We start from the raw sequence: 2,647 nt of genomic DNA, 5'->3' as shown, positions 1-2,647 counted from the left end.
GGGCGTGACGAGCGTCAGGAACGCGGCTTCTCCCGCATCTCGAACGTCTCGATGGTGTCGCCGACCTGGAGGTCGTTGAACGAGCCCAGACCGATACCGCACTCGAAGCCCTCGCGGACCTCGGTCGCGTCGTCCTTGAACCGCTTGAGCGACTCGACCGTGAGGTTGTCCCCCACGACCTTGCCGTCGCGCAGGACGCGCGCCTTGGCGTTGCGGCGGATCTCGCCCGACCGGACGATCGAACCGGCGATGTTGCCGAACTTCGAGGAGCGGAAGATCTCGCGGATCTCCGCGGTGCCCAGCTGGGCCTCCTCGTACTCCGGCTTGAGCATGCCCTTGAGCGCGGCCTCCACGTCCTCGATCGCCTGGTAGATGATCGAGTAGAAGCGGACGTCGACGCCCTCGCGCTCGGCCAGGTCCTCGACGCGCTCGCCGTACTTCACGTTGAAGCCGATGATGATCGCGTTGTCGACCGTCGCGAGGTTGACGTCGTTCTGCGTGATCGCACCGACACCGCGGTGGATGACGCGCAGCTCGACCTCGTCGCCCACGTCGATCTTGAGCAGCGCGTCCTCGAGTGCCTCGACGGCACCGGACACGTCGCCCTTGAGGACGAGGTTGAGGGTCTCGACCTTGCCCTGCTGGAGGGCCTGCGTGAAGTCCTCGAGGCTGATGCGCTTGCGGCGCTTGGCCAGGAGGGCGGCACGCTCGGCGGCCTCGCGCTTCTCGGCGATCTGGCGTGCCGTGCGCTCGTCGGGCGCCACGAGGAACGTGTCGCCAGCGCTCGGCACCGACGCGAGACCCAGCACGAGGACCGGACGGGCGGGGCCCGCCTCGGTCACGGCGTTGCCGTGCTCGTCGAACATCGCGCGGACGCGGCCGTGGGCCGTGCCGGCGACGATCGCGTCACCGACGCGCAGCGTGCCGGACTGGACCAGGACGGTCGCGACGGCGCCGCGGCCCTTGTCGAGGTTCGCCTCGATGGCGACGCCGCGCGCGTCCTTGTCCGGGTTCGCGCGCAGGTCGAGCGAGGCGTCGGCCGTGAGCAGGACGGCCTCGAGGAGGTCGTCGATGCCCATGTTCTGCTTGGCCGACACGTCGACGAACATGGTGTCGCCGCCGTACTCCTCGGCCACCAGGTTGTACTCGGTGAGCTGCTGGCGGATCTTGGCGGGGTTGGCCGACTCCTTGTCCACCTTGTTCACCGCGACCACGATCGGCACGTTCGCCGCCTGGGCGTGGTTCAGCGCCTCGATGGTCTGCGGCATCACGCCGTCGTCCGCGGCCACGACGAGGATCGCGATGTCCGTCACCTGCGCACCGCGGGCACGCATGGCGGTGAACGCCTCGTGACCCGGGGTGTCGATGAACGTGATCGCGCGGTCGTTGCCCTCGTGCTCGTGACGCACCTGGTACGCACCGATGTGCTGGGTGATGCCGCCGGCCTCGCCCGCGACGACGTCCGTCTGGCGGATCGCGTCGAGGAGCTTGGTCTTTCCGTGGTCGACGTGACCCATGACGGTGACGACCGGCGGACGGGCCGAGAGCTCGTCGTCGCCCTCCGCCTCGAGCTCCGCGTCCAGGTCGATGTCGAAGGACCCGAGCAGCTCGCGGTCCTCCTCCTCGGCCGAGACCATCTCGATGACGTAGCCGAGCTCGGCCGCGAGCGTGCCGAACGTGTCCTCGTCGAGCGACTGGGTCGCGGTCGCCATCTCACCGAGGTGGAACAGCACCGTGACGAGGCTCGCGGGGTTCGCGTCGATCTTGTCGGCGAAGTCGTTGAGCGACGAGCCGTGGCGCAGGCGGACGACGGTCTTGCCGTTGCCGCGGGGAACCTGCACGCCGCCGAGCGACGGCGCCTGCATCTGCTCGAACTCCTGGCGCTTCGCGCGCTTCGACTTGCGGCCACGGACCGGACGTCCGCCGGCGCGCCCGAAGGCACCCTGCGTCGAACCACGACCCGCGCCGCCACGGCCACCGCCGCCGGGGCGACCGGCGAAGCCGCCACCACCACCGGGAGCACCACCGCCGCCGGGGCGACCGGCGAAGCCGCCACCACCGCCACGACCGCCGCCGCCACCACCGGGACGACCACCGGGAGCAGGACGCTCACCGGGGCGACCGATCGAGGTGCGACCGGGCATCATGCCCGGGTTCGGGCGCGGGCCGCCGGGGCGCGGGGCGGGACGGGGACCGCCCGGACGGGGGCCGCCCGGACGCTCGCCGGACGCCGCCGCGGCACCCTCGGTGCGCTCGGGACGCGAGCCGGGCCGGGGCATGCCCTGGCTCGGCGCGAACGGGTTGTTGCCCGGGCGCGGAGCCCCCGGACGCGGTCCGCCGCCCTGCCGGGGCATGCCCTGGCTGGTGGCGAACGGGTTGTTGCCCGGGCGCGGAGCGCCGGGGCGAGCGCCCGCGCCACCCGGACGGGGAGCAGGCGCGTTGGTGCCGCCACCCGGCTTGGGCGTGGCGGTGGGCTTCTGGGCCGGCGCGGGGCGCTCGGCCGCGGGGGCCTGGGGCGCCGGTGCCTTCGGTGCCGGCGCGGCGGGCGCCGGAGCCTGGGGGCCCTTCGCGGGCTCGGCCTTCGCCGGGGCGGGTGCCGCCGGCTGGGGCGCGGGCGCCTCCGCCTGGGGCGCGGCCGGAGCGGCCT

At 73.0% G+C, this 2,647-nt stretch carries 1 protein-coding gene; it reads right to left on the bottom strand.

Annotation, left to right across the window (positions count from 1 at the left end):
- Positions 1-14 precede the first annotated feature (14 nt).
- Positions 15-2,647: translation initiation factor IF-2 (gene infB / locus CCE02nite_RS20240; RefSeq protein WP_141391376.1), on the bottom strand; the 2,633-nt coding region annotated here is incomplete at its 5' end.

Source organism: Cellulosimicrobium cellulans (genome assembly GCF_006539945.1).
Classification (GTDB): Bacteria; Actinomycetota; Actinomycetes; order Actinomycetales; family Cellulomonadaceae; genus Cellulosimicrobium; species Cellulosimicrobium cellulans.
The sequence above is the reverse complement of the archived record's forward strand: the minus strand, read 5'-3'. Positions and strand labels throughout refer to the sequence as shown.